This is a genomic window from Proteobacteria bacterium CG1_02_64_396 (assembly GCA_001872725.1).
Lineage (GTDB): Bacteria > Pseudomonadota > MNWR01 > CG1-02-64-396 > CG1-02-64-396 > CG1-02-64-396.
On record MNWR01000105.1, the window covers coordinates 57082 to 82267 of the forward strand.

The 25186-nt window shown below is 63.7% G+C and carries 24 protein-coding genes; 2 read left to right on the forward strand and 22 right to left on the reverse strand.

The features are described 5' to 3' along the window. Window positions 1-13: 13 nt before the first annotated feature. The 5 genes from AUJ55_12810 to AUJ55_12830 form a co-directional block, all read right to left on the reverse strand. Window positions 14-970, reverse strand: coding sequence for a hypothetical protein (locus tag AUJ55_12810; GenBank protein ID OIO54054.1), 957 nt, complete (start codon window positions 968-970; stop codon window positions 14-16). Then, window positions 967-1668 carry an ABC transporter ATP-binding protein gene (locus AUJ55_12815; protein OIO54033.1) on the reverse strand — a complete coding sequence of 234 codons (702 nt, stop codon included), beginning with the start codon at window positions 1666-1668 and terminating at the stop codon, window positions 967-969. The genes AUJ55_12810 and AUJ55_12815 overlap by 4 nt, the downstream gene beginning before the upstream one ends. After that, the gene (locus AUJ55_12820; protein OIO54034.1) at window positions 1665-2894 is read right to left on the reverse strand and encodes a hypothetical protein; all 1230 of its coding nucleotides are present in this window, start codon (window positions 2892-2894) and stop codon (window positions 1665-1667) included. Before AUJ55_12820 ends, AUJ55_12815 begins: the two co-directional genes overlap by 4 nt. A gap of 90 nt (window positions 2895-2984) precedes the next feature. Continuing rightward, on the reverse strand, window positions 2985-4238 hold the full coding sequence (locus AUJ55_12825; GenBank protein ID OIO54035.1) for a hypothetical protein: 1254 nt from the start codon (window positions 4236-4238) through the stop codon (window positions 2985-2987). Window positions 4239-4416: 178 nt separating this feature from the next. Beyond that, complete coding sequence (locus AUJ55_12830) at window positions 4417-5922, reverse strand: lysine--tRNA ligase (GenBank protein ID OIO54036.1); 1506 nt, start codon at window positions 5920-5922, stop codon at window positions 4417-4419. 330 nt (window positions 5923-6252) lie between these two features. Between AUJ55_12830 and AUJ55_12835 the strand changes: the two genes are divergently transcribed. Next, window positions 6253-7029 (forward strand): acyl-[acyl-carrier-protein]--UDP-N-acetylglucosamine O-acyltransferase, encoded by a 777-nt coding sequence (locus AUJ55_12835; GenBank protein OIO54037.1) that lies wholly within the window; start codon window positions 6253-6255, stop codon window positions 7027-7029. A gap of 73 nt (window positions 7030-7102) precedes the next feature. Here the strand turns inward: AUJ55_12835 and AUJ55_12840 are convergent, their stop codons facing one another. The 15 genes from AUJ55_12840 to AUJ55_12910 form a co-directional block, all read right to left on the reverse strand. After that, window positions 7103-8227: a lipid-A-disaccharide synthase gene (locus AUJ55_12840; GenBank protein OIO54038.1), complete on the reverse strand. Its 1125-nt coding sequence runs from the start codon at window positions 8225-8227 to the stop codon at window positions 7103-7105. Between the two features lie 64 nt (window positions 8228-8291). Further along, window positions 8292-9383 carry an erythromycin biosynthesis sensory transduction protein eryC1 gene (locus AUJ55_12845; GenBank protein ID OIO54055.1) on the reverse strand — a complete coding sequence of 364 codons (1092 nt, stop codon included), beginning with the start codon at window positions 9381-9383 and terminating at the stop codon, window positions 8292-8294. Between the two features lie 11 nt (window positions 9384-9394). Beyond that, window positions 9395-10336, reverse strand: a complete 942-nt coding sequence (locus AUJ55_12850; GenBank protein ID OIO54056.1) for a UDP-N-acetyl-D-glucosamine dehydrogenase — start codon at window positions 10334-10336, stop codon at window positions 9395-9397. Between the two features lie 129 nt (window positions 10337-10465). Then, window positions 10466-11236, reverse strand: coding sequence for a metal-dependent hydrolase (locus AUJ55_12855; protein OIO54039.1), 771 nt, complete (start codon window positions 11234-11236; stop codon window positions 10466-10468). Next, window positions 11233-12162: an ABC transporter gene (locus AUJ55_12860; GenBank protein ID OIO54040.1), complete on the reverse strand. Its 930-nt coding sequence runs from the start codon at window positions 12160-12162 to the stop codon at window positions 11233-11235. Before AUJ55_12860 ends, AUJ55_12855 begins: the two co-directional genes overlap by 4 nt. Before the next feature lie 7 nt (window positions 12163-12169). Next, window positions 12170-13651, reverse strand: coding sequence for a hypothetical protein (locus AUJ55_12865; GenBank protein ID OIO54041.1), 1482 nt, complete (start codon window positions 13649-13651; stop codon window positions 12170-12172). Continuing rightward, complete coding sequence (locus tag AUJ55_12870; GenBank protein OIO54057.1) at window positions 13648-14979, reverse strand: Tol-Pal system beta propeller repeat protein TolB; 1332 nt, start codon at window positions 14977-14979, stop codon at window positions 13648-13650. The genes AUJ55_12865 and AUJ55_12870 overlap by 4 nt, the downstream gene beginning before the upstream one ends. 41 nt (window positions 14980-15020) lie before the next feature. Further along, window positions 15021-15926: a hypothetical protein gene (locus AUJ55_12875; protein OIO54042.1), complete on the reverse strand. Its 906-nt coding sequence runs from the start codon at window positions 15924-15926 to the stop codon at window positions 15021-15023. Next, a complete protein-coding gene (locus AUJ55_12880; GenBank protein ID OIO54043.1) occupies window positions 15926-16366 on the reverse strand; it encodes a protein TolR in 441 nt (146 codons plus the stop codon). Before AUJ55_12880 ends, AUJ55_12875 begins: the two co-directional genes overlap by 1 nt. Window positions 16367-16369: 3 nt before the next feature. Continuing rightward, complete coding sequence (locus AUJ55_12885; protein OIO54044.1) at window positions 16370-17107, reverse strand: protein TolQ; 738 nt, start codon at window positions 17105-17107, stop codon at window positions 16370-16372. Window positions 17108-17117: 10 nt separating this feature from the next. Then, complete coding sequence (locus AUJ55_12890; GenBank protein ID OIO54045.1) at window positions 17118-17540, reverse strand: tol-pal system-associated acyl-CoA thioesterase; 423 nt, start codon at window positions 17538-17540, stop codon at window positions 17118-17120. Next, entirely contained in the window at window positions 17537-18586 is a 1050-nt protein-coding gene (locus AUJ55_12895; GenBank protein OIO54046.1) for a Holliday junction DNA helicase RuvB, read from the reverse strand. Before AUJ55_12895 ends, AUJ55_12890 begins: the two co-directional genes overlap by 4 nt. 3 nt (window positions 18587-18589) lie before the next feature. Next, window positions 18590-19207 carry a Holliday junction DNA helicase RuvA gene (locus AUJ55_12900; GenBank protein ID OIO54047.1) on the reverse strand — a complete coding sequence of 206 codons (618 nt, stop codon included), beginning with the start codon at window positions 19205-19207 and terminating at the stop codon, window positions 18590-18592. Further along, the gene (locus AUJ55_12905) at window positions 19204-19707 is read right to left on the reverse strand and encodes a crossover junction endodeoxyribonuclease RuvC (GenBank protein OIO54058.1); all 504 of its coding nucleotides are present in this window, start codon (window positions 19705-19707) and stop codon (window positions 19204-19206) included. The genes AUJ55_12900 and AUJ55_12905 overlap by 4 nt, the downstream gene beginning before the upstream one ends. A gap of 40 nt (window positions 19708-19747) precedes the next feature. Continuing rightward, entirely contained in the window at window positions 19748-20494 is a 747-nt protein-coding gene (locus AUJ55_12910) for a transcriptional regulator (GenBank protein ID OIO54048.1), read from the reverse strand. Window positions 20495-20662: 168 nt separating this feature from the next. Between AUJ55_12910 and AUJ55_12915 the strand changes: the two genes are divergently transcribed. Continuing rightward, entirely contained in the window at window positions 20663-21445 is a 783-nt protein-coding gene (locus tag AUJ55_12915) for an enoyl-ACP reductase (GenBank protein ID OIO54059.1), read from the forward strand. Window positions 21446-21587: 142 nt separating this feature from the next. On the opposite strand, the gene AUJ55_12920 is transcribed toward AUJ55_12915, so the two are convergent. Both AUJ55_12920 and AUJ55_12925 read right to left on the reverse strand, forming a co-directional pair. Then, entirely contained in the window at window positions 21588-22751 is a 1164-nt protein-coding gene (locus tag AUJ55_12920) for a hypothetical protein (protein OIO54049.1), read from the reverse strand. Between the two features lie 314 nt (window positions 22752-23065). Further along, on the reverse strand, window positions 23066-24511 hold the full coding sequence (locus tag AUJ55_12925; protein ID OIO54060.1) for a hypothetical protein: 1446 nt from the start codon (window positions 24509-24511) through the stop codon (window positions 23066-23068). Window positions 24512-25186: the final 675 nt, after the last annotated feature.

Sequence of the window (25186 nt, forward strand, 5' to 3'; positions counted from 1 at the left end):
TTTGCCGTCGGTCTTACCCCTCCAACCCCTCGCGCACCCCGGTCACCCACCCTTCGATCCCCTCCTCGATCCCCCCCATGTCGTACCCCCCCTCCAAAAAGGTGGCGATCCGCCCCCCCATGCGGGGCTGTGCCCAGGCGGCGAGCCGTTGCCCCATGGCGAAGTAATCCTGCCGATTCAGGCACATCCCCCCCAGGGGATCGGCGCCGTGCCCGTCGAGCCCCAGGCTGACCAAGACGATCTCGGGATCGAAGCGCTCCAGCGCCACCAAGATCTGCCCGAGCGCCAGCATCCAGGCATCGCCGCCACTACCGGGGGGAAGCGGTTTGTTCAGGGTCGCCCCCTTGCCGCGACCGACGCCAACCTCTTGCGGGCTGCCGCTGCCGGGGTAGAAGGGGGCTTGGTGGATCGAGGCGTAAAAGACAGCGGGGTCGTCCCAGAAGGCGGCTTGGGTGCCGTTGCCGTGATGGACGTCGAGATCGAGGATCGCCACCCGGTCGACCCCTTGGCTGCGCAGGGCGGCGGTGGCCAGGGCGATGTTGTTCAGCCAGCAAAACCCCATTGCCCGGTCGGGCTCGGCGTGATGGCCCGGGGGGCGGACCAGAGCGATGCCGGGCTGGCCGCTCTGCCAAACCTTGAGGGCCAAATCGATGCTCGCCCCGGCGGCGTTCAGGGCAACCTCGAACGATCCCGCCCCCACCGGAGTGTCGGCGTCGAGCATGGGGAGCCCGAGCTTTTCGGCGCTGCGCAAACGGGCCAAATGGCTGGGGCGGTGAATCGCCAGGATTTCGTCGTCGCTTGCCGGGCGGGAGGGGATCTCAAGGCTGGGGAGGTCGTGCAGGGCGCGCAGCAGGCCGCGTCGGGCGGCGGCCAGGCGGCCGGGCGATTCGGGGTGGTGAGGATCGGGATTGTGTCGGGCAAAAAGGGGATCGGCGACCAGCCACCAGGACAGCGCCTCAGCGGGGGTCAGGCCGCCGCCCACGTCCCTGCCTCAAGACGGCCCTCGCGCAGGTGCATCAGCCGGTCCATGGTCGCGGCCAGCCCCTCGTTGTGGGTGACCACGATGGCGGTCAACCCCCGTTCCACGTTGAGGCGGCGCAGCAAGGTGTGGATGGTCTCGGCGGTGTGAGGGTCTAAATTCCCAGTCGGTTCGTCAGCCAGCAGCAAATCGGGCTCGCCAACCAGGGCGCGGGCCAGCGCCACCCGCTGTTGCTCCCCCCCCGACAGGGCGCCGGGGCGGTGTTCGAGGCGATGGCCGAGACCGACCGTATCGAGCCACTGGGCCGCCTGTTCCCACGCCTGGGAGCGCTTGTCACCCCGAATCAGCAGCGGCATCGCCACGTTTTCGAGGGCGGTAAACTCGGGCATGAGGTGGTGGAACTGGTAGACGAAACCCAGGTGGCGATTGCGCAGCTGGGCCCGTTGCAGCAGCCCCCCAGCGAAGGGGTCGATCCCACTCAAAAGCAATTGCCCCTGGGTCGGGTGGTCGAGCAGACCGAGGATTTGCAGCAGGGTTGATTTGCCCGAGCCCGAAACCCCGACGATCCCCACCATCTCGCCACGCAGGACCGTCAGGTCGACACCTTCGAGCACCGTCAAGGGGGGGTGGCCGGGGAAGTGTTTGCCCAGGCCGGTCACTTCAAGGATGACATCGGATGGTGCGGTCACAGCAACCCGGCCTGACCCGCTTCGCTCTTGGACTTGCCGGTGAGGACCTCGATGGTCTCCTTCACCCGCCGCTTTTGGAAGTTCTCGACCACCTGGCGCACCACCGGGTACTCCAGGGCAATCGAATCGAAGGCATCTTTGGTTAAGACCATCGCCTCAACCGGGGTCAGGGCGGTGACGGTGGCGGTGCGGGGGCGGTTGGTAATCAGGGCGACCTCGCCGAAGAAGTCACCCACCTCAAGGTCTGAAAGCTTCACCGCCGCACTGCTGCCGGGGGGGTGCATCGTCACCACCACCCGACCCACCCGGATGATGTAGAAGGTGTCGGCCTTTTTGTCGCCCTCGCGGATGATCGTCTGCCCGGCCTCGTAGTGAGCGCTAGAAAACCGCACCGCGAGCTTCTCGCGCACCTCGTAGGGGACGTAGCGAAAAATAGGGTTGATCGAGAGGATCCGGGCGAGCACCCGGAGTTTGTAGTACTCCTCCAGCATCGCTTTCATGCGGGGGTGGCGTTCCAGCAGCGCCATCAGCTTGTCGCGACCGATGGTCACCGCTTGGGTGTCTTCTTCTGCAATCACCGAGGCGTTGCGGGGCACCTGACTTAAGAAGGCGTATTCGCCGAAGAAGTCGCCCGCTTTAAGGTGACCCAGGGGGGTGGGGCGTCCCAGAGCGTCGACAGTCACCGCTCGGGCCGAACCGGAGGCGATGACAAAGAGGCTATCGCCCGGATCCCCCTCGTGGCACAGCGCCTCGGCCGCCTTGTAACTCTTGAGTTCGAAGGTACCGCTTAGATCCTTGATTTCGTCGGCGTTCAGGTCTTGAAACAGGGGGGTTGTGGCGGGCAAAAGCCCCCCCCCATCGTCGCTGGTGGTTTCGCTGGTCCCCCCGATGGGAGCGCCGCCGCTACGTTCTTGGCTCCATTCGGTCAGGCGGGCCTCGATCTCTTTTTGATTCGGATCGATGCGCAGCACGATCTTGGCCACCGCAATGGCCTGCACCAAAAACCCCTCGGCGGCGTACCGCTTGGCCACCTGCTCATAGACCCCAATCGCCTCGGTGGTCTTGCCCAGACGTTGCAGGTTTTCGGCATAACGGGCCTTGGACTTCAAGTCGTTGGGGGTCAGTTCGAGCAGCTGCTCGAACGCCTTGGCCGCCTTCTTGAAGTCGCCGTCCAGCATCGCCTTGCTGGCCTGGTCGCGCAGTTGTCGAGGATCTTCGCCTGCCATCATTGCTCTCCTAGGACGATCCGGATCGTCCCCAAGATCCGACCGGCGCCGAACGGCCCGATCCGGGATGTTTTCTTGGTTTTCTGAATGTTATTCATAACGCAACACCTCCACCGGATCCACCTTGGAGGCGCGCCAAGAGGGGTAGAGGGTCGCCAGAAAACTGATGAGGATCGACCCCCCAAGAATCGTCAACACGTCGCTTTGTTCGATCCGACTGGGCAGCTCGTCGACAAAGTAAACCTCGGCCGGGACGAACTGAACCCCCAGTACCGCCGAGGCCCAGTTGACCACCTCTTGCACATGGGCCGCCAGCCACACCCCCAGCCCCAGGCCGATCAGGCTGCCGCTCACCCCCATGAACAATCCGTTGAGCATGAAGATGCGCAGGATCATGCCGGGTGTCGCTCCCATGGTCATCAGGATGGCGATGGCCCTGCTCTTTTCGAAGACCACCATAATCAACGTTGAAACGATGTTGAAGGCTGCCACCCAGACAATCAAAGCCAAGATGACCGCCATCACCACCTTCTCGGTTGCCAGCGCCTGAAAGAAGGAGCGGTGCATCTTCATCCAGTCGCGTACCCAGTAGGCGAACCCGAGCTCCCCCTGAACCTGCTGGGCAATCACACCGGCCCGGTCGATGTCGACCAGGTGGGCCGCCACCCCTGAAACCCCGTCGCCGGTGCGAAAGAGGATCTGACTGACCGGCAGCGATAGGTAGGCCAGGTTATGGTCGTATTCGTAAAAACCCGAATCGAAGGTGCCGACCATCTTAAAGGGGCGCGAGCGGGGGAGTCTGCCCCCCACCGTCGCCACACCCTCGGCCACGGTCAGCGACACGGTATCGCCCACCTCGACCCCAAGCGAAACCGCCAGGGAGTGCCCGAGGAGCACCCCGAAATGCTCGCTACCCAAATCGGCCAGCTTGCCCTCTTTGATGTACTGACCCAGCCGCGAGACCTTGGCCTCGGCGGCAGGATCGATGCCCCGGATGACCACCCCCCGCGAGGTTTCGGGGCCGGTGAGCATCGCCTGCCCGGTGACGAAGGGGGCGGCAGAGACCACGTCGTGGCGGGCCTGCAGGTAGGCGGTCACCCGCTTGGGATCTTGAAGCTTCCCCTCCAGGGCGGTCACCACCAAATCGTTGGTAATCCCCAAGATCTTATCGCGCATGCTCTCTTGCAGGCCGTTCATGACCGACAGAACCACGATCAGGGCCATCACCCCCACCGCGATCCCCCCCACCGAAATCAGGCCGATGAGCGAGACGAACCGCTCCTTCTGCCGCGCCCGCAGGTAGCGCAGTGCCATCCACCATTCGAAGTAGCGGCGACGATCCATCAAAGGGCCCAATTCAATGGGTAGAACGGGTCACGAGTGCCTCTAAAAACCGCAGCGGGCGCCCCAGATGCAAGGAGCCCGGAGCACAGGATCCGAAGGCGTACTAAATGTACGTTGCGGCTCTGAGCACCGTGCGCCGCCGCAGATGGGGTGCGCCGTAGGTTTTCAGGGGTACTCATCAAGCTTCGGGCCGCATGTGGGGGAAGAGAATTACATCGCGAATCGAGGCCGAGTTGGTGAGCAGCATGACCAGCCGGTCGATGCCGATCCCCTCCCCCGCCGTGGGGGGCAGGCCGAATTCGAGGGCCCGCAAAAAGTCTTCATCCACATCGCAGGCCTCTTCGTCCCCCGCCGCCTTGGCGACCGCCTGGGCCTCGAAGCGGCGGCGTTGATCTTCTGCGTCGTTGAGCTCTGAAAACGCATTGCCCAGCTCGCGCCCCACCACAATCAGTTCGAAGCGGTCGGTGAGGAAGGGATCGCTGTCGTTGCGACGCGCCAGGGGGGAAATCTCGGTGGGGTAGCCGTAGACGAAGGTCGGCTGCATCAGGGTGTGCTCGGCGTGTTTTTCGAACAGTTCGATCAACATTTTGCCCGCCCCCACCCCTTGGGGCAGGGGGATTTCGTACTTGGCGCACAGGGGGGCAAGGACCGCCGGATCGCGCAGCACCTCGACACTGGCCCCGGCCAGCTCGGGGGTGGTCTCGCGGACCAGGTCTTCAACCGTCACCCGGCGGAAGGGCTGCCCCAGATCGAGGTCGGTCCCCTGGTAGTGGATGGCGGTGGTGCCCAACACCGTTTGGGCCACCTGGGCCAACATCGTCTCGGTCAGATCCATCAGATCGAGGAAGTCGGCGTAGGCCATGTAAAACTCAAGCATGGTGAATTCGGGGTTGTGCCGGGTCGAGAGCCCCTCGTTGCGGAAGTTGCGGTTGATCTCGAAGACCCGATCGAAGCCCCCCACCACCAGCCGCTTGAGGTAAAGCTCGGGGGCGATGCGCAGAAACATGGTCATGTCGAGGGCGTTGTGGTGGGTGACAAACGGCTTGGCCGCCGCCCCCCCGGCGAGCGGCTGCATCATGGGGGTCTCGACCTCTAAAAAGCCCCGCTCGCTCAAAAACCCCCGCACCGCGTTGATGATGCGGCTGCGCACCGCGAAGGTCTGGCGCACCTCGGGGTTGACGATCAGATCGACGTAACGCTGCCGGTAGCGGGCCTCTTGATCGGTCAAACCGTGCCATTTTTCGGGTAGGGGGCGCAGCGCCTTGGTCAGCAGAACCGCCTGGCTCAAGCGCACCGACAATTCGCCGGTCTTGGTGCGAAACAGCAGACCACTGCCGCCGATCACATCCCCCAAATCCCATTTCTTCAGCTCGGCGTAGACCCCCTCGGGCAGCTCGTCCCGGGCGGCGAAGAGCTGAATGCGCCCGGAGCGATCCTGAATCGTCAGGAAGGTCGCCTTGCCCATCACCCGTTTGGCCAGCAGCCGCCCCGCTACCGCAGCCGGTTTGGCCAGCGCCTCCAACGCCTGCGTATCGTCTTGGGCGTGGGTGGCCAACAGATCGGCGGCCTGAGCGTCGGGACGAAAATTATTGGGAAATCCCCACCCCTGCTCGCGCAGGGCCGAGAGTTTTTCCTTACGGATGCGCATCTGTTCGGGAAGGTCTTGGATCGAGGGCTGATTCATGGAAACGGTCACCACTTGAAGGCTTTGAAATGATTGACCCGGCATGCGGGTTGGAAACGTAGAAAGGGCGGGAGGATAACAGAACCGGGGGGGTGAACCCTACGAAGAAAAATGGGGAAACAAGGGGGTGGACACCTGGGGGATGGGGGGGCAAGGAGGTGTGGGACGACCCCCTCTGGCCTCTGCGCCGGATTCCCGTGGGGGCCGGTCGATGCACCACATCAGGCGACGCCGATCCCCGACCTCCCGATTCGACAACCCCAGCCCCCTACCCCCAGAATTCCCACCGTTCGATCCTCTCCCCAAAAACCCAGCGCCACAGGCCTCCCCATGCCCACCATCCACCCCACCGCCCTCGTCGATCCCGCCGCCCGACTCGGCGAGGGGGTTGAAATCGGCCCTTACAGCATTGTCGGCCCCCAGGTCGAGATCGGGGCGGGGACCTGGATCGGCCCCCACGTGGTGATCCAGGGGGCGACCCGCGTCGGCTGCGAAAACCGGATCTACCAGTTTTGCTCGTTGGGGGAGGCGCCGCAGGATCTTCACGACCGGGGGGAGGCGACCCGACTTGAGATCGGCGACCGCAACCAGATCCGCGAATCGGTCACCGTCCATCGCGGCTCGAAAAAAGGGGGGGGGCTGACGGTGGTGGGGAGCGACTGCTACATCATGATCAATACCCACATCGCCCACGACTGCACCATCGGCAACCACACCATCATCGCCAACAACGTCGCCTTGGGGGGGCATTGCCGCATCGGGAATTGGGTCACCCTGGGGGGGGCCACCCTGGTGCACCAGTTTTGCGCGGTGGGCGATTACGCCTTCACCGGCGCGGGTAGCTATATCGCCCGCGACGTCCCCCCTCATTTGATGGTGACCGGCAACCCCAGCGTGCCACGGGGGTTGAATCGGGTGGGACTCAAGCGGCGAGGATTTTCCGATGCGCAAATCCGCCGCCTGACCGAGGTCTACAAAATCCTCTATCTGCGCAACTACGATTTGGCCGAAGCAACCCGGCAGATCGAGGCGCTCGCCGAGGGACACGAGGAGGTCACCCTCTTTGCCGATTTCTTGAAGCAATCCAAGCGAGGCATTATTCGCTAAGAACCCCTTTGCCCAATACCCAAACAAAAAGCCGGTCGTCGACCGGCTTTTTGTTTGTTGGCCCCCCGAATCTTCAGCGCTTTTCGAGCATCGCCATGGCCAGCTTGGCGACGTTTTGCGCCGCGTCACCCTCCCCCAGCTTGTCGCACAAACCGGCCTCAATGTGCCGCATCGCCTCGGCCGCCTCCCGGTCTTGCAACAGTCGCAGAGCCTCCCGTGCGATGTTCTCGGGGCTTGCCTGGTCTTGAATCAGCTCGGTCGCCATCCGTTGCCCGGCCACGATGTTGCACAGGCCAATGTGTTCCACCTTGATCAAGCGCTTGAACACCGCCATGGCAAGTGCGGTTGTCCGGTAGATCACCACCAGAGGAACCTGCATCAGGGCGGTCTCTAAAGTGGCGGTCCCCGAGGCGCAAACGATGGCGTCGCACCCCCGCATCACATCGTAGGGACGGCCAGTCGCCACCGTGACCTCGACCTTGGCGGCGGCGAGAAAGGGGGCGAGAAACTCGGGCGAAAGGGTCGCGGCGCGGGGCAGGATGAACTGCACCTCGGGCAAGACCTGCCGAACCAACGCCGCCCCCTCCAGCATGGTCGGGAGCATGTGTTCGATCTCGCTGCGGCGGCTGCCGGGCAGCAGCCCCAGCACCGGTCGCTCGGGATCCAGACCAAACGCCTGCCGGGCCTCGGCTGGGCTCAGGTCGCTGTGGACCTCGCCTCTCAGGGGATGGCCGACAAAGGTCACCGGCACCCCGGCCTGCTCGTAGAACGGCACCTCAAAGGGGAAGAGCACCGCCATGTGATCGACCCGCTTCTTGATTTCAAAGACCCGCCACCGCCGCCAAGCCCAGACCTGGGGACTGACGTAGAAGAGGACCTTAATCCCAAGCCGCTTCGCCTTTTTGGCCAAACGCAGATTGAAGTCGGGGTAGTCGACCAAAATCAGAAGCTCAATGCGACGTTCCTGGATCTCGCGCAACAGCCGATTCGCGACCGAAAAGAAGAAGGGGAGATTGGCCAACACCCGCAGCAACCCCATCACCGCCATTTCAGAGGCATCGACCAGTATCTCGGCCCCGGCGCGGCGCATGTGGTCGCCGCCGATCCCCACGCAATGGACCCCCGGGTCGATTCGTTGGAGCTCCTCGATCAGCCGTCCGGCATGGTGATCGCCGGAGGCCTCCCCCGCGACGATCATGATTTGTCGGGTCGCCGGGCTCACGCGCCCGCCGTGGTCAGGGGGGCAGGCCCCGAAAACGGCCTCATAGCGCCCCCCGAATCGTCTCTAAAATGTGGTCGATCTGATCGTCGCGCAGCTCGGGGTAGATCGGCAGCGACAGACACCGGGCGGCGACCGATTCGGCCACCGGCAGCGTTTGCCAGGCGCCGCTTGCGGTGAAGAGCTCCTGGCGGTGCAGCGGGATCGGGTAGTAGACGGCGCAGCCGATCTGCCCGGCGCGCAGGGCCGCCATGATGGCATCGCGGCGCTCGGTCAGCAGGGTGTATTGGTGGTAGACGTGGCGGCCAAGGCCATCTTCAAAGGGGGGGGTGAGACCCATCTCGGCCAGGGCGGCGCTGTAACGCTGGGCGACCCGGCGGCGGCCCTGGTTGTAGGTCTCAATACGCTTGAGCTTGACCCGCAGCACCACCGCTTGCAGTTCGTCGAGACGGGAATTGAAGCCGAGCTCGCTGTGGTGGTATTGCTGCCACGACCCATGGTTGCGCAGCACCCGGATGTGGGCGGCAACCTCGTCGCTGTCGGTCGAGACCATACCGCCGTCGCCATAACAACCCAGATTCTTGCTGGGGAAGAAGCTGAACGCCCCCGCCACCCCCAGCGACCCGGTTTGCCGGCCACTGATGCTGGCGCCAAACGATTGGGCGCAATCCTCGACGATCTTGAGGTGGTGTTGCGCCGCCAGCCCTTGCAGCGCCCCCATGTCGGCCGGTTGACCGAATAGGTGCACCGGGATGATCGCTTTGGTCTTGGGGGTGATCGCCGCCTCGACCCGATTAGGGTCGAGGTTGAAGGTGCGCGGGTCGATGTCGACGAAGACCGGGGTCGCCCCGACGTAAAGGATCGCCTCGGCGGTGGCGATGAAGGTAAACGCGGTGGTGATCACCTCGTCCCCCTCGCCGACCCCAGCGGCGATCAGCGCCAGATGCAGGGCGTCGGTCCCCGAGGCGCAGCCGATGGCGTGTTTCACCCCCAGGTAGGCGGCGACCTCCTCTTCAAAGGCGCGCACGTTGGGGCCAAGAATAAACTGGGCGCTGTGCAAAACCGCCTGCATCCCCTGCTCGATCTCATCCTTAATGCTGTGGTACTGCCCCTGCAAATCGACCATGGGGATCACGGTGTTGCCCTTCATAAATGCAGCAGTTCACTGATGCGGATCGCGGTGTGGAGCGCCTGACGCCCATCCTCGCCGCTCACCAACGGCTCACTCCCCTGCTCGACGGCGGCGATGAAGGCGCGGACCTCGGCCAAGATGGCGTCGCTTTTTTCGAAGATGCTCTCCTCCGAGGTGATCTCGGCGATGCCGGGGAACATCTCTTTGTTTCCCTTGCGGTGGACGCTGAGGATCTTGTCTTGGAAGTCGATGATGATGTAGGCATCGGGCTGGAACAGCCGCATGCGGCGCTGCGGTCGCACACTCACCCGACTGGCGGTGACGTTGGCGACGCAGCCGTTTTCGAAGGTGATCCGGGCGTTGACGATGTCGAAGTCTTGGGTCAGCACCGCCGCGCCGTTGGCGTCGATCTGCTTGATCGGGGCACGAACCAGATTCTGGATTAGATCGATGTCGTGGATCATCAGATCCAAAACCACACTGACGTCGGCCCCCCGCGGATTGAAGGGGGCCAACCGGTGGGATTCGATGAAGCGGGGTTGGGTGAGCACCGGATCGAGGGCCAGCACCGCCGCGTTGAACCGTTCGAGGTGGCCGATTTGCAGCACCAACCCCTTGGCCCTGGCGATGGCGATCAACTCGTCGGCCTCGGCCACGGTCACCGTCATCGGTTTTTCGAGCAGGACGTGGATCCCCTGCTCCAGGCAATCCTTGGCCACCTGATGATGCAGCTGGGTGGGGACCACCACACTGACCGCGTCGACCTTGCCGAACAGATCCCGGTAATCGTACAGCGCCGCAGTATCACACTCGGCGGCGACCCTCTGGGCGCTTTCAGGGTTGATGTCGACCACCGCCACCAGCTCGGCTTCGTCGATGGCCGCATATTTTTGGGCGTGAAAGCGGCCAAGATAGCCGACGCCGATGACGGCGGTGCGTAGCGGTGGGGTCACGATGGGATCCTGAACAACCTGAAAACATGGCATTGGGGCGGGGTCGTGCCGAGAAAGATCATCCGATGGACACCCTAAAGTCGAATGATCGCATGAACATCGACAAATCGGCGGGGAGACCCTCCTCTCCCCTCATTCCTGCAACCGCCAGCCGCTGCGCCACAGCGCCCCCACCGCTACCGCCGTCACCGCCACCCCCACCGCAATCCCTAGTGCCGAGGCGGTGGGATCGCTGTCGCCGACCCCGATGAAGGCGTAGCGAAAGCCGTCGATCAGGTAGAAGAAGGGGTTGGCCATGTTGAACCAGCGCAGCACATCGGGCAGTTGCCCTATCGAGTAGAAGACCCCCGAAAGAAAGGTCAGCGGCAGCACCACGAAGTTGGTGTAGAAGGCCAGATCGTCGAATTTGCGCGAGGCGATCCCCGCCGCAACCCCGAGCAGCCCCATCAGCGCCGCCCCCATGGTGCCAAAGTACAACGCCCACAGCGGATGGGCCAATCCCAACCCGGCGGCGGGGGCCAGCACCAGCAGCAGCGCCAGCCCGGTGAGCCAAGCCCGCACCACCGCCGCCAATACCAGCGCCCCCAGAATCTCAGCCGCCGCCAGCGGCACACAGAGCATCTCGTAGAAGGTCCCCATCACCTTGGCGGTGATGAGCGACGACGAGGTATTGGCAAAGGCATTTTGCAACATCGTCATCATCGCCAAACCGGGCACCAGAAAGGCGAGAAAGGGGACCTCCAGCCCCGGCACCTGGCGATCCCCCATGGCGTAACGAAAAACCACCAAATACAGCCCCGCCGTGAGGATGGGGGCGGCGATGGTCTGCATCTTCACCCGCCAAAAGCGCAGCATCTCTTTACGCAGCAGGGTGATAAATCCGTGGGTATTGAAGCGGCTCATCCCCGATTCCCCACCAGGTTAAGAAAGGCATCCTCCAGCGAACCCGAAACCAGATTCACCTCGACGGGGGGACCGAACAGATCGCGTGCCTGGGCGTACACGACGTCGAACCCGGGATGGCGCTGAGGAAACCGCAGGGTCAGGGTCAGCCGCCCTACCTCCCACTCGGGCAGGTAAGGGGCCAAGGCCTCAAGCCCCGCCGTTAATCCTCCGGGGGGCTGGTCGTAGCGCAGGGTCAGGGTCTGATCGTTGATCTCTTGAACCAGCGCCTGCATCGCTCCTACCCGTAGCAAGCCCCCCTTGTCGATCACCGCCACCTGATCGCAGAGGGTTTCGGCCTCCTCCAGGTAGTGGGTGGTCAGCAAGATGGTGGTTCCGGCCCGGTTGATCTCGACGATGAACTCCCACAGTTGATGCCGCAGGTGTACATCAACCCCGGCGGTTGGTTCGTCCAGGATCACTACCGGGGGGCGGTGGATCAACGCCTTGGCAACCAACAGGCGGCGCTTCATCCCCCCCGACAGGGTGCGGCTGGGACGGTCGGCCACCTCGCTCAAACCGAGCCGCCCGAGCAGCTCGTCGCGCCAAACCGGATCGACCTTCAATCCGTGGTAACCCCGGGTGAAATCGAGCGCTTCGCGGCTGGTGAAGAAGGGGTCAAACGCGATCTCTTGGGGGACTACCCCGAGTTGGCGACGGCTCCACTTGGAATCCTCGGCGATGGAGCGCCCCATCAGAGCGACCTCACCGCCGCTCTTGCGCACCGTCCCGGCCAGAATATTGATGAGGGTCGATTTGCCGGCGCCATTGGGACCGAGTAGAGCGAAAAAGGAGCCGCGGGGGATGTCGAGATCGATCCCGAGCAGCGCCTTTTTGCCGTTGTCGTAGGTTTTGGTCAGGGCCGAAACGGTCAGAGCTGAATTCATAAAACCATCAAAATTGAACAAGGGCGCTCACAGCAGCGCGGTAGAGACGTTCGCTGCCACGAGCATCTTGGACGGGGGTGACATTGGGACGAATCTGCCCCCCCCGGTTGTCGATCCGCTCCATCCCCCCCATCCATTGCAACGCCAACGCCGGATTCAGGCGCCAAAGCCCCGCGATGCCGGTTTGGGTGCGTCGCTCTGCGGTGGGCAGGGAGCCCATCCTGCGCTCGGCATCGACGCTAAGCTCGACCCACCCCCCCTGCTCCCCCCAAACGCGGTACGACAAGAAGAGATCCGAACCGTTGGTTCCCACATGATGCCCCAGCAATCGGCTCTGGAAGGTGTAACCGGTGGTGTAGATGTGGTGGCGATACCAGTTGTTGGAGCCGTCGCTGTCGGTACGCATCCATTCCAGCCGAAAATCGCCCCGCCCTTCAGGGGCAAGGCCTGGCCGGTAGAACCCAACCAACACGGCGGGGCGGCTGGGCATCAGCTTGGCTTCATCCTCCCCACCCGCCTCTAGATAAAACTTCACCCCCCCTACCCGGTAGCTCATGGCAAATCCGGCAATGGAGTTGGAGGTATCGGTCCCTGGGTCGCCCACACCCGAAGCGTTGGGCTGGCCGATGTTCACCCCGCTGAGAATGCGCAGGAAGCGGTCGAGGGGCCAGGGGCTGGGGCGTCCATCCCCCCCCATCATGATGGCGCGAAAGAGGGCGAATTCGAGCCGCTCGGTGGGCTGCGCCTCCACATGAATTCCCAGCCACCAGGGGCGGGGAATGGTCCGGTTGGCCTCTAGGCGGGCCAAACCGACCTCGTACCGAAGCGGCCCCAGCCCCCAAGCCTGATACGGGTTTTGGTTGCCGATGGCGATGCGGTCGAAGGGGCGGTGGCTGTCGCTGAGCACCATGGCGCCGTGCCCGCCGTAGCCCCAGTAGCTCTTGCCCCGTCCCGCCGCCACCACCTGATTGCCCAGCAGCAGCCGACCCTCTAAATCGGTGACCTGGCCGTGGTTCGTTCCCCCCCCCGATTGGGCCTCACCCGCCGCCCGCAGCGCCCAGGAGGGGCCATCCCAACGCAGCGCCATGGCGCCCCGTCCCGACCCCCCGCTGGGATCCCACATCCCCCAGCGTTGGTCCGAAAGGGGGCTCACTTCGTCGACCGGGGGATCCACCATGGTCATCCCCCGCCCTTTGGAATAAACCACCCCCGCCTCGACCGCGCCGTGCAACCCCAGGCTCCAGTCGGGTGCCCGCTGTTCCAAAAGCCCACGAGTAAAGGGATCCAGCGCCAGGTTTTGGCTTAAGGCGATTCCCTGCTCGATGTCTCCCCCCCGCTCGAAGTGGGGGGGGGCGCTGCCGAGTAGGGTTTCGGCCCGCTCGATCAACGCCCAGTCGGATTCGTCCAAAGGGTGGAGCGACAAGGCGATCACCGGCTGGCTCCAGGCCAAACCCAACGCCATGGCGCCCCAGCGCAGGGCCATCTTCATGGTTGTTCTTTCACTTTAATCAAACTCGGCGACCACACCGGGTCGACCGCCTTTGGGGTGTAGCCGGGGTGAAACATCAGATTGCGCCCGCTCATGTCGATGGTGGCGATGTAGGGCTCCCCCTCTTTGTAGGCGGTGAAAATCAGGGTGCGACCGTTGGGGGCCCAGGAGGGGGCGTCGTTGCCTTCGGAGCGGGTCAGCACCCGGCGATTGCTGCCATCGGGCCGGATGGTCGCCAACTGATATTGGCCGTCGATTCGGGTCACAAAGGCGATGACATCGCCCCGGGGCGACCACGCGGGGGCGGTGTTGTAGTCCCCCTCGAAGGTCAGGCGGTGGGTGCCGGTGCCGTCCCGATTCATGATGTAGATCTGCGGCGTCCCCCCCCGGTCGGAGTTGAAGACGATCTGCTCCCCGTTGGGCGAGAAACTCGGGGAGATGTCGATCCCCCATTGTCGGGTCAGCCGCACCATGCGTTTGGTCCCGACCTCTTGCAGGTAGATCTCGGGGTTCCCGTCTTTCGAGAGCGACATCGCCAGCCACTTGCCGTCCCGAGAAAACCGAGGGGCGGCGTTCAGACCGGGATAGCGGGTCACCTCGGTCACCTTGCCCGAGGTCAGATCGAGCTCGTAAAGCCCCATTACCTTGTCGGGGTAGGCCATGAAGACGATTTTTTTGCCGTCGGGGGCCCACTGGGGGCCGATCACCAGCCCCGAATTCTTGGTCACCTGCACCGGATGGTCGCCGTCTTGATCCATCACCCAGAGCTCGCGGTGGCCGATGGGACCGGCGGCAAAGGCGACCTTGGAATTGAAATACCCCGCCTCGCCGGTCATGGCGTGGTAGACCTCGTCGGCGATTTGGTGGGCCAGCACCCGCATCCCGCTTGTGGGGGTCGAAAGCTGCCGCGCCAGCACCTTGGATCCGGCGAAGACGTCGAACAGATGGTATTGCACCGTCAGGGTGTCGCCCGCGACCTTCACGGTGCCACTGAGCACCCCCTCGACCCCGAGCAGCCGCCACGAAGAAAAACGCAGCCCCTCCTCGGCGATCTTGTTGGCCCCCTGCAAAAAGGCGAGCGGGTTGGTCAGATCGAACAGGCCGCTGCGTCCCAAATCGGAGCGCAAAATCGCGGTCATGGTCGCCGCCTTGGCTTGACTGAGGGTGTCGTCGGCGCCGCCGTAGAGGTCGACGATGGCCAGAGGAACCGGATTAAAATCCCCCTTGGTGATGTCGATGGTGAGCAGCGCCGAGGCGGGGGGCGCCCCGCTCAAGACCAGTGCCAGCGCCGCCAGGCCGATCATGGCGTAGCGTCGGAGGGTGTTCATCGCTAAGCCCTTTTTGTTGTCGAGGGATAAAAACATGCCGCTTACAGCCCCCTGGCTTGATCGGGGGTGAACCTCAGTTCCAATTCTTGAAACGTCTCGAAATCGCCGCTGGGCAACGGCAGCGGGACCGCCTTGCGGATGGCCCGGGTCACCGAGCGGTCGAAAAAGGGCTGTCCCGATTCCTGGGTAATCATCATCTGCCGGATCGTCCCGTCTCGGGCCAGACTGAGATGGACGATGGTCTCCAGCCTTTCACCCGCCTTGATTCCGGTCGGCAACACCCACATCGCCCCCACCTTTTCTTGAATCAGCCGTTGGTACTTGATGAGCTCCTGGTTCTTGGCCGCCGCGCCGATGCGCCGCTGTAGCGCCTCCTCCTCTGCCTTTTTACGGGCCGCCTCCTGGCGGGCCGCCTCCTCGGCGCGCAACCGCGCCGCCTCGGCATCCTGCACCCTGATTTGCTCCTCCAACAGCTTGGCCGAGGCAAACAGATCGCGGTTGGGATCGACCTGCCCGACAGACTTCTTCAGCACCACCGTTTGCTGAACCACCGGCACATTCGACTCCGGGGGCTTGGGGGCGGGCTGCCCCTTGGGGGGGATCGTTTTCAGCGCCACCTCGTCGGGGGCCAGCGGCGGCTCGACCCTCTTAGGGGGCACGACTGGCCTGGGATCCACCTTCGGGGGCGGCGGGAGGACAGGGGGTGTCACCACCTTGGACGGCGGCGGGGCGACCACCTTGGGGGGGGCGGGGGTGGCCGGCCCTTTGAGCTCTTTTACATCGCTCACCCAAACCGCCTCACTCAAATCCTGGGGCAACACCGTCGGCGTGTGGTTCAGGTGGGCGACCCCCAAAAACAGCGCCAGCAGCAGATGCAGCCCCAGGGAAAACCCCCAAGCCTGCCCCCATGGGGGGGAAATCGGCAGGGCGTGGGTTTTTCCGGACACTATTTCTTGCCGCCTTTGCGGGCCGCATCGGGCTCGGCGGTCACCAGCCCGATGGCGCTCACCCCGGCGTTTTTGATCAGCGCCATCACCTGGGCGATGCGGCCATAGGGGACGGCGGCGTCGCCGCGCAGGTAGACCTTAAGCTCGGGATTGGTTTTGACGATGGCGGTCAGCTTGGCGGCCAGTTCGGCTTCGGCGATGGCGTGGTCTTGCAGGTGAACCACCCCCTTGCCATCGACGCTGACCACCATCGGCTCGACCTGACTGACAATCGCCTGACCGCGCACCTTGGGCAGGTTGACCTGCACCCCTTGGGTCAGCATGGGGGCGGTCACCATGAAGATGATGAGCAGCACCAGCATGACGTCGACCAGCGGGGTGACGTTGATTTCACTCATCGGCGGACGCTCGAACAGGGTGCGACGCAGGGGGGAGCGCATGTGTCAGGCCCCTGCGCTCAAGGTCTGATCACCCTCACCCCGCGCCACCAAACCCCGTTTTTCGACCAACCCCAAGAAGTCATCGGCGAAGACCTCCATCTGGGCTGCGGTCTGTTTGATGCGGGCCGAGAGGAGGTTGAAGCCGACCACTGCGGGGATGGCGGCGAACAAACCAAAGGCGGTGGCGACCAGCGCCTCGGCGATGCCGGGGGCAACCATGGCAATCGTGGTGGTCTGCACCCCGGTCAACCCAATAAAGGCGTTCATGATCCCCCAGACGGTCCCGAACAGCCCCACGAAGGGGGCGGTCGAGGCGACGGAGGCGAGCCACGACATCCGCTCCTCCAGCTCTTCGAGCATCTCGGTCGCCTTACGGGCCATGACCCGATGCACCAGGTGGGCGAGCAGGGTGTTGTCTCTTTGCCCGCCGCGCTGCGCCAGGTAGTTCCACTCTTTGTAGGCGCTGCCGAACAGGGCGGCGCAGGGGCTTTTGCCGTGCTCGGCCTCCCAATGGCGGAAGAGCTCGGCCAGCGAGCCGCTGTTGCGGTAAACCCGCAAGAATTGCTCGTCGGCAGCCCGGATCTTCCGCATCTGCCGCCCCTTGGCGAACATCAGCACCAGCGACAGCAGCGAGGCCAACACGAGGAGCAAGAGCACCCCCTGCACCACGAATCCGGCATCGAGGACCAGAGCCAGAGGGTTGAGGGAGACGTTCACATCGGAAGCGGTAATCTCGTTCATCGGGAAACCGTCAGGGGTCTATGGGGGCGCCAGCGCCCAGAATGGCCATGATGTCGGGGGGAATGCGGGTCGGCTTCAGGGTTTGGGGATCGACGGTCGCCAAGCGGACCTGCGCCCGAATCAACACCTCGTCGCCCCGTTGGATCTCCTGTTCGAAGCGCAGCCGCAACCGCCCTTCGACCCTACAGCGACTGCGCACGATCAGATCGTCTTCTAACTTGGCGCTGCGCAGGTAGTCGACCTCGATGCGGTGGACGACGAAGACCAGCCCCCGCCCCTCCAACCCGTTCAGGGTCAAACCAAGCGCGTGCAGCGCCTCGGTCCGTCCCCGTTCCAAAAACTTCAGGTAATTGGCGTAGTAGACCACCCCGCCGCAGTCGGTGTCCTCGTAGTAGACCCGCAGCCGATGCTCAAACCATGTGCCTGCGCTCACCCCCGCCCCCCCTCGAACAGCCCCGGCTGTTGCGACACCGGTTGCAGGGGGTTGGTCGCCGGTTCGGAAAGCCCCAGATGCAGGTAGGCCCGCGCCAACGCCACCCGCCCTCGGGGTGTGCGGGCGAGGAACCCCTCTTGAATCAGGAACGGCTCGACCACCTCATCGAGGGTATCCCGCTCTTCACCCAGGGAGGCGGCCAGGGTGTCGAGACCGACCGGCCCGCCGTTGAAATGCTGCACGATGACCTGAAGCAGGCGGCGGTCGATGGCATCGAGCCCCACCGCGTCGATCTCCAGCGCCCCCAACGCCCGGTCGGCCAGCGCACGACTGACGACCCCGTCGGCGGTCACCTCGGCAAAATCGCGCACCCGGCGCAGCAGCCGGTTGGCGATGCGGGGGGTGCCGCGGGCGCGCCGGGCGATCTCCCGACCCCCTTCCGGCTCGATGGGGATGCCCAGAATCTTGGCGGCCCGGGCGACGATCCGCTCCAGTTCTTCAAGCTCGTAAAAGAGCAGCCTGCCGACCACCCCGAAGCGGTCGCGCAGCGGGCCGGTAAGCAGCCCGGTGCGGGTGGTGGCGCCGACCAGGGTGAAGGAGGGCAGGTCGAGCTGCACCGTCCTGGCGGCGGGCCCCTGGCCAATCACCAGGTCGATGCGCCGGTCCTCCATGGCGGGGTAGAGCACCTCTTCCACGGCGGGTGAGAGGCGATGGATTTCGTCGATGAAGAGCACGTCGCCCGGTTCGAGCGCCGTGAGGATGGCGGCCAGATCGCCGCCGCGTTCCAACACCGGCCCCGAGGTGGTGCGCAGACTCACCCCCATCTCGGCGGCGATGATCTGGGCCAACGTCGTCTTGCCCAAACCTGGGGGGCCGCAGAGCAGGGTGTGATCGAGCGATCCCCCCCGGCGCCGGGCCGCCTCGATGAAGACCGAGAGGTTTTCTTTGAGCGCCCGCTGGCCGATGTACTCGTCCATGCGGCGGGGGCGGACCTCGTTGCCGAAGCCGTCCCCCCCCTGGGGGGCGATGAGTCGATCATCGTGCATCGTTTACCTTCCCCGCTCGCTGGGGGCCAGTTTGCGCAGACTCAGGCGGATCAAAGCCGACAGATCGCCCCCCGCCTCCGCCTGGCTGGCGGCGACCGCCGCCTGGGCTTGCGATTCTTTAAAGCCAAGGTTGAGCAGGGCGCTGACCGCCTCCCCCTCGGCTCCGAGCAGGGTCCCCCCCAGAGGCGCGGCGCCGCCGGTCGAGGGGGGGCCGCCCGCCACATGGGCAAACTTGCCCCGCAACTCGACCACCATCCGCTCGGCCCCCTTCTTGCCGATCCCCGGCACCTGGGTGAGCTGGGTGATCGCCCCCTCCTCCACCGCTCGGGCCAGCCGCTGTGGGGTCAGGGTCGAGAGGATCGCCAGCGCCAGTTTGGGGCCGATGCCGCTGACCTCAACCAGCCGCATGAAGGTCTCGCGTTCTTCCATGTCGCGAAAACCGTAGAGGTGGATGGCATCTTCGCGCACCACGGTGATGGTGTGCAGCGCCGCCTCTTGCCCCTGGGTCAGGGTGCCGAAGGTGGTCAAGCTGACCGCTACCCGGTAGCCGACCCCCCCAACATCGAGGATCGCCTCGCCGGGACGGGCGTGGATGACTTGACCGCGCAGATGGGCAATCACGGGCGACTCCGGGCGGCAAGAAGCGCCTCCCAGCTTTTGGCGCGGGGGGCGGTGGTGACGGCTTGGGGGAGCAAACGGCTGTGGGCGTGGCAGATGGCCACCGCCAAAGCGTCGGCGGCATCTTCGGGGATCGCTTGGGTGATCTGAAGGATGTGACGGACCATCAGGGCGACCTGCCCCTTCTCGGCCCGACCGCTGCCGACCAGCGCCTTCTTCACGGTGGGGGGGGTATATTCGGACGGAGGGAGCCCGGCTTGGCACAGGGCGGCGATGGCCGCCCCCCGCGCCTGACCCAGCTTGAGGGCCGATTGGATGTTGCGGCCGCCGTAGACATCCTCGACGGCGCTCTCCTGGGGAACAAACCGTGCGGCCAGATCGGCGACCGTTTGATAGATCTTGCCCAGCCGCGCCGACACCACCTGATCGACGGGAAAGCGGGCGACCCCGAACCCTTCGGCGCTCAGGCGCGCCCCCCGGACTCGGATCACCCCCCATCCCATCTTCTGGGAACCGGGATCGATCCCCAGAATGATAAGCTCGTCAGCCGCCAAGACGCTCCATCTCCTCGTCGGAGAGGTCGAAGTTGGCGTAGACGTTTTGCACGTCGTCGTTTTCTTCGAGCATATCGAGCAGGCGCAGCACCTGATCGGCCTGTTTGCCGCTGATCTCAACGGTGTTGTCGGGGACCATCTCGGCCTTGGCCTCTTCGATGGACAACCCCGCCGCCTCAATGGCCTCGCGCACCGTTTCAAGGTCGGCGGGCTCGGTCACGACCCGGAAGGTGCCATCCTCTTCGAGCACGTCGCTGGCCCCCGCCTCCAGGGCGACCTCCATTAGGGTCTCTTCGTCCACCCCCTCCCCCATGGCGATGATCCCCTTGCGCCCGAACATCCAGGCCACCGAATTGGATTCGCCCATGTTGCCGCCGCATTTGCTGAAGGCGTGGCGGACCTCGGGGGTGGTGCGGTTGCGGTTGTCGGTCAACGCCTCGACGATCACCGCCACCCCACCGGGGCCGTACCCCTCGTAGGTTACCTCTTCGTATTGGGCCCCCTCGATCTCGCCGGTCCCCCGCTTGATCGCTTTTTCAACCGTATCTTTGGACACGTTGACCGAGCGGGCGTTGGCCAGGGCCGAACGCAGCCGGGGATTGCTGGCCGGGTCGCCCCCACCGGAGCGGGCCGCCACGGTGATCTCTTTAATCACACGGGTGAAAACCTTGCCCCGCTTGGCGTCTTGCGCCCCTTTGCGGTGCTTGATGTTGGCCCATTTACTGTGACCGGCCATGAAGAAATTCTCCTCGACGGGTGAATGCAGGCCAAGCGCCTACAATGAAATCGACTGGGGAACCTGGCGCGGTTTGCCCTTTCCCCTTGGGCCGGAAAGGGTAACATCCGCGACGCGGCTGGAAAACTCGCCAGACCGCGCCATCCATTGGGCCATGACCGCCAAGCCATGGGAGAACAAAACGTGGGATTGTTGACCGGAAAAAGGGCGCTCGTCCTGGGTGTCGCCAACGACAAATCGCTTGCCTGGGGGATCACCGAGGCGCTGCACCGTGAGGGGGCCAAGATCGGCTTGACCTACCTCAACGAAGCCATTGAAAAACGGGTTCGTCCCCTGGGCGAACAAATCGGTGCCGAAATCATCGCCCCCTGCGACGTGCAGGTGGCAGGCGATTTGGCCCGTCTGGCCGATCAAGTCAAGGCGACCTGGGGCGGGGTCGACATCGTCGTGCATGGCATTGGTTTCGCCAACAAAGACGAGCTGCGCGATACCTACATGATTACCAGCAAAGAGGGATTCATGCTGGCCCACGACGTCAGCGTCTGGTCTTTCACCGAGCTGGCGCAGGCAATGCGCCCGTTGATGGGTCAGGGGAGCAGTCTGCTGACGTTGTCGTACTTCGGCGCCGAAAAGGTGATGCCCCACTACAACGTCATGGGGGTCGCCAAGGCGGCGTTGGAGGCCTCGGTGAAATACCTGGCCGCAGCCCTCGGCCCCGACGGCATCCGGGTCAACGGCATCTCGGCGGGACCAATCCGCACCCTGGCCGCCTCGGGGATCGGCGATTTCCGCAAGATCCTCAACCACAATGCCGAAAAAGCCCCCCTGCGCCGGGTGGTGACCATCGAAGAGGTCGGCAACACCGCCCTGTTTCTGAGCTCCGATTGGGCCTCGGGAATCACCGGCGAAATCACCCACGTCGACGCCGGGTACAACATCATCGGCATGTAATACCGGGGGTGGAATGAACGAAAAAGGCGGCCAGTGGGCCGCCTTTTTCGTTGGGGGGGGGGACGGTCCATTCGCTGGCCGCGAAATCGATCCGGGGCGGTGACGCCCCCCCTTAGGGAAGCGCGAATCAATCAGCGCTTCCTTAGAACAAACTCACCAACCGCATCCCCCCAATCCAATCTTGCCGCCGCGCCGGGCTGTTGGGTTGGGAATCGCCCCCGGGATGACGCAGGTATTGCAGATCGAGGGTCCACTCACTCTGCGCCCCCGCCTGCACCCGATAGAACCACTCCACATGGTGCTCGGCTGCCCCGGCGTTGACCTGCTCGCCAGCGGGAATGGCCGCTTGGTGATCAAGAAAACCGCGCGATAACCAACTGCCCGCCCAACCCAGCCCCATCAACCCGGCGCCGCTGGGCATCACCACCCCCAAGCTGGCGAACTTGCCGATCCGCGACTGCTGTTGGTCGCCCCATCCCAACCGCACGAAATATCCCCCGCCGGTCTCGGGGGTTCCGGTGGCAGCGCTCAGCGACACCCCTCGCGCCATGTGGGTGCGGTTGCCATCGTTGTAATGGGAGACCCCACTCCCGGCGGCGTAGTGGCCGTTGTCCTGCCAGTAGGTGATGCGGGTGCCGACCGGGGAGGTGCTGCCCAGCGACAGCGCAAAGAAGTTGCCCACTTTTCCGGCGGCATCCCACACCGCGTTGGGGTCGCCGTTGGCGTCGATCAACCCCATCGAGGAGGCGCCCAACAGGGTGACGGCCCAACCAATATCGGTGGTTTGGATGACCCCACCGGGGGCGTAATCGGGGTGGGGGATGGTGGGGTCCAGGCGAAACGGTTGCCCCATAAAAAGACGGTTTTCGTCTCCTGCTAGGGGGTTGATGTCGATCCAGCGGGTGGAGTCGATCATCCCAATCTCAAGGATGCTGGCCCCCTGGAGGAACGACCAGTAGATCTCGGAGACCTGAAACCCCTGGGTGGTGGTGCGCAGATCGGCGTTGGTGCACGAGCCGTTGTAAAGCCCGCAGATGCCGTTGCCCGCCGCCCATTCCAGATGGGCCGCCACCTTTTCGCTCGTTGTGCCCCACCCCAGGAAGAGATCCCCCGAGATGCTGCCCCCCTCCCCCCCGGCGGTGGTTTGGTTGAAATGGGGCCGTTGCCAACTCATATTGAGGAGGCCGCTGGCACTCAGCCCCGCCGCCTGCGGCTGCACCCCCCACTGCTGCGCGCCCCAAGCGGGCGCCGCCAGCGCCCCCAAAACCGCCATCACCCCAAGGGCGCGAAGCCCCCAAACGTTCATGTTCAAACCCACCCCCGTATGCACGCGATGAAAACCCAGCGGCAGGATCTTGGTGGGGGTCGGGTGTGGTGACAACCTCGAAGCCGCCAAAAACGAAACCCCGCCCGGTTGCCCGGGCGGGGCTGAGATCGAACCGTCATCCCAGATACTGGGTATTGATCTATCGCCCATTACTCCACGGGCCTGGCCCAACCCAAAAAGGACTTCGACTCGGCGGTAACGCCAAGATCGAGTGGGGTCGCCCCATCAGTCGGGCCTCCCAACAGAAAACCTTTTTTTGTTGAAACCGCGTTTTCACACAATCTAGCAACCCTCTACGAGGCGGGTTGGGTCACCGTGTTCGAGTCCAGCGTAACCGCAGTCTGCGCCAACAGCCTGCCATTAACAGTTGCGCCCGTATTGACGGTAATACCTTTTTCAGCAAGCACTATGCCCTCCAGGTGGGCCGTCGTACCAATGGCGACACCGGTGCCGCCACCGACCTGCCAGAAGATGTTCTTGGGAACTGCACCACCGGTTAAGAAGACACTCGTGCCGTTGGCCTGGGTAAGATCGCCTGCTATCTGGAATACCCAGACATCATTTGGACCACCCGAGAGGGTGACATTTGTATTGATCGAAACGCCCGTACCCCATTTGTAAAGACCGGGGGCCAGTGTTCGGCCGCTGATGTCGCCCGCGTAGAGTTCAGTGAAATCGGGCGTTGTTCTGCCCGCTGCATCGGTATAGGCGGTTCCCATATCGAGCACCGCATTGGCGACCAGCGTATTGTCCGCTGAAGCACCAGCAAAGCAGGTAACAGCGCCGCTGCCGGTATAGCCAGCATCCGCGCCGAAGATGGTGCCTGTTATTTCTGAGCAGAAAACATTATCCATCGCCGCAGCGGTAATTGGGCTGGAGCCAATGTTGCCGGTGATGGCCGAGGTATGAACATTGGTGATGCCCGTTTTTGTCAGGACGACAAAATCTCCCGCTGTCCTAAGGTTGACTACGGCAGGTCCGGCAGCAACGGAGGTTCCGGTCGTAAAGGTCCACACCTTGTCGACCGCAAGTGGATTTGCAGCAAGATCGGTTATTCCCGTGGTCAGCGTGGCGGTATAGAGGGTGTTGGCAGCAAAATTACTGGTTGGGTTAAAGGCCACTGCCTTGCCGCTGTAGCTGACGGTGCCTGAAACTGGGGGGCCGCCAGCGCTCACCGTGAACGCCGATGTGTTCACGGTCGCGGGGTCGAGTGCTTCGCTAAAGTTGGCCATTACGTTGCGATTAAGTGCAAAGCCGGTGGCCACGTTAGCAGGGTAGGTAGAGCTTACTGTTGGAGCAACGGTGTCTGCTGTCGTGCCGGTGGTAAAGCTCCAGGTCGAGCTGGCCGCCAGTTCGGTGCCTGCTGAGCTTTTCACCAAACGAGCAAGCAAGACGGTGTAGAGGGTGCCGGCTGTGAGGTTGCTGCTAGGGGTAAAACTTGCGGCGTTGGATGCGGCATCATAGCTCACGGTGCCGCTGAGCACGGACCCGGCCGGGTTGCTCACCCCAAAGCTCGCAGTGTCAAAGGTTGTGGCATCCATCGCTTCACTGAAGATGGCCACTACCTTGCTATTGAGCGCCACAGCCGTGTCGTTGCTCGCCGGCATGGTCTCGATCACGGTGGGTGCAGCGCCACTGCCACTGCCGCCACTGCCGCCGCCACAACCTGCCACAACGGTGGCAAGCAGGAATGCGGCGAGCCAAAAACTTAGGCCCGTGTGTTTGTTCATCGTCTTCATCGTCTTCATCGTGTCACTCCTAACGAAATTATGGATAACACTGGTTCCTGATGAGTACCTGCATCTCAACACCAAGCCTTTTGGGTTTTGGCAAGATCCGTATGGGGGCAACAGGGATAAAACCACAGCGAATCCTGCCGCCATGAACGTGGCAGGATTTTCAGTCTTGATAGAGTGGCATAATTGTTGAATGGGGATACATACTGAGGGGGATGAATGCTAAAGGTTCCAAATAATCTGTTTTTTAAAGGGCTCACTTGGATTGATCTGCCTGGGGTGCCGTTTCGGCGCCCTTCTCGGTCCTGGTGATCGGAGGCCTCTTGCCTCACCTGCCGGTCTTGGTCGCTGCGTCCTCGGCCTGAGCGGTGGCGCCCCCCCCCAGGAGAAGATCGCCAATCCCAACGACATCCTTGGCATGCGTTTCATGGCCCTTCCTCCCTATCGAGCGAAAAAAGAATCCCGCTCATTCCCACCCGAAAACCGTGGTCCCGGTTCCCTTCTTTACGTATAAACGAACATTAATACAGCCCGCCCGGATCGCTCCGGGCGGGCTGTATACCGCGTCCAACGAATCCCTCAGAACGCGGTATCGATCCCGAAGAGCAGATACCCCTCCTTGGCCTGATGACCGATCCCGTTTTTGGCCTGCATGTCGAGACTACCCTCGATGACCCC

Excerpts from the sequence above, each read along its gene's own strand:
- AUJ55_12835 (OIO54037.1), top strand. The coding sequence starts at position 6,253 with ATGCCCACCATCCACCCCACCGCCCTCGTCGATCCCGCCGCCCGACTC.
- AUJ55_12820 (OIO54034.1), bottom strand. The coding sequence starts at position 2,894 with ATGGCAGGCGAAGATCCTCGACAACTGCGCGACCAGGCCAGCAAGGCG.
- AUJ55_12915 (OIO54059.1), top strand. The coding sequence starts at position 20,663 with ATGGGAGAACAAAACGTGGGATTGTTGACCGGAAAAAGGGCGCTCGTC.
- AUJ55_12865 (OIO54041.1), bottom strand. The coding sequence starts at position 13,651 with ATGAAGATGGCCCTGCGCTGGGGCGCCATGGCGTTGGGTTTGGCCTGG.
- AUJ55_12880 (OIO54043.1), bottom strand. The coding sequence starts at position 16,366 with ATGCGCTCCCCCCTGCGTCGCACCCTGTTCGAGCGTCCGCCGATGAGT.
- AUJ55_12860 (OIO54040.1), bottom strand. The coding sequence starts at position 12,162 with ATGAATTCAGCTCTGACCGTTTCGGCCCTGACCAAAACCTACGACAAC.
- AUJ55_12925 (OIO54060.1), bottom strand. The coding sequence starts at position 24,511 with ATGAAGACGATGAACAAACACACGGGCCTAAGTTTTTGGCTCGCCGCA.
- AUJ55_12920 (OIO54049.1), bottom strand. The coding sequence starts at position 22,751 with ATGAACGTTTGGGGGCTTCGCGCCCTTGGGGTGATGGCGGTTTTGGGG.
- AUJ55_12830 (OIO54036.1), bottom strand. The coding sequence starts at position 5,922 with ATGAATCAGCCCTCGATCCAAGACCTTCCCGAACAGATGCGCATCCGT.
- AUJ55_12905 (OIO54058.1), bottom strand. The coding sequence starts at position 19,707 with ATGGGATGGGGGGTGATCCGAGTCCGGGGGGCGCGCCTGAGCGCCGAA.
- AUJ55_12910 (OIO54048.1), bottom strand. The coding sequence starts at position 20,494 with ATGGCCGGTCACAGTAAATGGGCCAACATCAAGCACCGCAAAGGGGCG.
- AUJ55_12870 (OIO54057.1), bottom strand. The coding sequence starts at position 14,979 with ATGAACACCCTCCGACGCTACGCCATGATCGGCCTGGCGGCGCTGGCA.
- AUJ55_12840 (OIO54038.1), bottom strand. The coding sequence starts at position 8,227 with ATGATCGTCGCGGGGGAGGCCTCCGGCGATCACCATGCCGGACGGCTG.
- AUJ55_12825 (OIO54035.1), bottom strand. The coding sequence starts at position 4,238 with ATGGATCGTCGCCGCTACTTCGAATGGTGGATGGCACTGCGCTACCTG.
- AUJ55_12855 (OIO54039.1), bottom strand. The coding sequence starts at position 11,236 with ATGAGCCGCTTCAATACCCACGGATTTATCACCCTGCTGCGTAAAGAG.
- AUJ55_12885 (OIO54044.1), bottom strand. The coding sequence starts at position 17,107 with ATGAACGAGATTACCGCTTCCGATGTGAACGTCTCCCTCAACCCTCTG.
- AUJ55_12895 (OIO54046.1), bottom strand. The coding sequence starts at position 18,586 with ATGCACGATGATCGACTCATCGCCCCCCAGGGGGGGGACGGCTTCGGC.